This window comes from Caldicoprobacter sp., assembly GCF_047459465.1.
In the GTDB taxonomy this organism is placed as follows: Bacteria; Bacillota; Clostridia; order Caldicoprobacterales; family Caldicoprobacteraceae; genus Caldicoprobacter.
Genome location: NZ_VSCO01000169.1, coordinates 1 through 3474, shown reverse-complemented (window position 1 = coordinate 3474; position 3474 = coordinate 1). Strand labels below are relative to the sequence as shown.

Below are 3474 nucleotides of genomic sequence, written 5' to 3'. Positions count from 1 at the left end.
GTTGTGGGTGACTGCTTCTGCGGCGGTGGGAGCGTTCCCTTTGAAGCGGCAAGGATGGGATTTTACGTATATGCTTCGGATTTGAATCCCATTGCCATGCTTTTGACGTGGGCTTCTCTGAATATACTGGGAAGTTCCGAGGAGGAGATTGAAAGCCTAAAGAAGTTTCAAAAGAAGATATTTGAGCTGGCCGATAAGCAGATTACCGAGTGGGGGATAGAACACAACGAACAGGGGCACAGGGCAAACGCTTATTTATACTGCAATGAAACCATCTGTCCCGAATGCGGATGGAGGGTGCCTCTTGCGCCATCCTGGGTCATAGGTAAGGGGACCAAGACGGTTGCTATCTTGAAGGAAAATCCACAGACTAAAAGCTTTGATATTGAAATCAAGTCAAATGCGACTGATAAAGAGATGGAACTTGCACAAAGGATGGCAACTGTCAGTGATAGCAGCCTGGTGTGTCCTCACTGCAAAGTGTCAACTCCCATAGCAGCTATCCGAAAAGACAGGATAAGGGAGGATGGCTCGGTAGAATACGGCCTTCGCAGATGGGAAGCCCATGAATTTGTACCCCGCCCCGACGATGTTTTTCAGGAGAGGCTGTATTGCATAAGGTACGAAACGCAGGACGGCAAGAGGTATTATACGGCTCCCACACAAGAAGATTTAGAGAGGGAAGAGAAGGTTGTAGATCTCCTTAAGGAGAGGTTCAACAAGTGGCAGGAGAAGGGGTATATTCCGAGCAGCATAATTGAAGAAGGTTACAATACAAGCCAGGTGATTAGGGAAAGAGGCTGGGCATACTGGCATCAGCTGTTCAACCCGAGGCAGCTTCTCATACACGGACTTTTGATGGAGCTTATTGATAGGCATGCGAAGACGAAGAAGGAGAAAGTAGTGGGGCTGTTGGGGGTGAATAAATGTTGTGATTGGAATTCGAAGTTATCACGATGGCATTCTGGAAGAGATGAAAGTGAACAGACTTATTATAATCAGGCACTTAATACCCTGTATAATTATGGAACAAAATCGTTATTTTTATTGAGAAATAATTGGATTTTATATCTAAGAAAACGATTAATTAATCCTGAATTTTTGCATATGGTGAAAGATGCAAGACAAATAACAAATCAATCAGATATCTGGCTCACCGATCCACCCTATGCCGACGCTATAAACTACCACGAGCTTTCCGAATTTTTCCTTGCATGGGATAAGAAGATGCTCCTTGATATTTTTCCTGACTGGTATGCCGACAGCAAGCGTGCCCTTGCAATAAAGGGAACTGGAGAAAGCTTCAAGCACAGCATGGTGGAGGTTTACAGGAACCTGGCGGAGCATATGCCCGATAATGGGCTGCAGATAATAATGTTTACCCATCAAAATGTCAGCGTGTGGGCGGATCTGGCGTTGATTTTGTGGGCGGCGGGTTTGAGGGTGACCGCTGCATGGAACATAGCCACTGAAACCGACGCCAGCGGAATAAAGCAGGGCAACTATGTAAAAGGGACTGTCCTACTTGTCCTTCGCAAGCAGACATCCGAAGAGACCGCGTACCTTGACGAGCTTTATCCCGAGATTGAAAGCGAGGTTCAAAGGCAAATTGACATCATGCGGGAGCTGGATGACAAGGAAGACCCCAATTTCAGCGATACCGATTACCTGCTTGCCGCTTATGCGGCTTCGCTGAAGGTGCTGACTTCTTACAGGAAGATAGAAGACATAGACATCCAGTATGAACTTTCAAAGACAAGGCAACCGGGTGAGGAATCGCCCATTGAGAAGATAATAAATGAAGCTGTGAAGATTGCCTATGACTACATTATACCTAAGGGTTTTGATTCCTATACGTGGAAGATGTTGACACCAGAAGAGAGGTTTTATATCAAAGGCTTAGACCTGGAAAAGGACGGCATTTATCAGCTGGGCGCATATCAAGAACTGGCAAAGGGCTTCGGCGTGAGGGAGTACAGTTACCTTCTTGCCTCTACCCGCGCCAACAAGGCAAGGCTTAAGACTGCTTTGGAGTTTGGGATGAGGGGATTGGGCACCAGCGATAAATTCAGCAATACGCTCGTTCGAAACATCCTTGCCGCCCTGCATCAGGCCATAAAAGCAGAGGATACGACAAAGGGCAGAAACTGGCTTAAAAATGAATTGCCCAATTACTGGGATCAGCGGAATACCATTGTTGATATATTGGAATACATATCCGCTTTGGGCAATATTGAAACGATGCCCCACTGGAAAGAAGAGGCCAAGTATGCAGGGCTTCTTGCAGAACTGGTGAGAAATGATGGAGTATGAGCGAGGGGATTATATAATGATATATCGTTATTCCTCAAGGAGAAAAAGGCTAGATACTAGCTTTTTAAATGAAAAGCTAAAAGATGCCATAAGTTACGACAGGATTGCTGGTTATTTCAGCTCTTCCATCATTGAAGTGGCGGGAGAGGCAATTGAGAGCATACAGGGCTGTGCCAGAATTGTGTGCAATTCAGAGATGCAAAAGGAAGATGTGGTGACGGCAAGCGCTGCTGTAAACGCCATGCGCAGGGAATGGTGTAGCATAAAGCCCGAAGAGAGATATATGGACATTCCTGAAAGGTTGGAAAAGCTTTATGACCTCATAAAAAGTGGCAAGCTGCTTATAAAAGTTGTTCCCAATGATGTGTTCGGCCTTATCCATGGGAAGGCAGGGGTCATAACTCTGAAGGATGGGCGAAAAACAGCTTTTATAGGCAGTGTAAACGAAAGCTATGCCGGTTGGAAACTGAATTATGAGATACTTTGGGAGGACGATTCGGAAGAGGCAGTAAAGTGGGTTCAGGAAGAATTTGATTATTTCTGGAATAGCCCCTATGCGGTGCTCCTGGCGGATTTTATCGTTGAGGACATTAAGAGAATTTCCCGTAGAAAAGTGGTTTATTCGATTGAGGAATGGAGAAAAGACCCTGAACCTGCTTCGACTGTTATAGAATCGCCAGTATACAGGGAAGAACTGGGTTTGTGGGAACACCAGAAATATTTTATAAATATGGCATTTAATGACCATAAAAAATATGGAGCAAGGTATGTGCTTGCTGATATGGTGGGTTTAGGAAAAACCGTACAGCTTGCCATGGCCGCGCAGCTTATGGCCTTGTACGGAGACAAGCCTATTCTCGTAATTGTGCCCAAAACCCTTATCTGGCAGTGGCAGGATGAGATGAATACCCTTTTGGATATGCCCTCGGCCGTATGGGACGGGAAAGGATGGGTGGATGAAAACGGCATAAGGTATCCCGCAAATGGCGATGCAGCTATAAAAAAGTGTCCGAGGCGTATCGGTATAATCTCGCAAGGCTTGATCACGGCAAATTCGGAGCAGGTTCAGCATCTTCTGAATTTAGAATATGAGTGCGTAATCGTGGATGAAGCTCACAGGGCCAGGAGAAAAAATTTAGGGCCTGGCAGGGAAGAAAAGCC

2 protein-coding genes are annotated in these 3474 nt (G+C 45.7%); both read left to right on the top strand.

From position 1 onward, the window contains the following. Positions 1 to 2313, top strand: a 2313-nt coding sequence (locus tag FWJ59_RS08715; RefSeq protein WP_414481554.1) for an anti-phage-associated DUF1156 domain-containing protein, incomplete at its 5' end; no start/stop codon positions are given. A 16-nt stretch (positions 2314 to 2329) separates the two neighbouring features. After that, positions 2330 to 3474 (top strand): phospholipase D-like domain-containing protein (locus tag FWJ59_RS08710; protein WP_414481553.1); only part of this gene is annotated, 1145 nt, incomplete at its 3' end.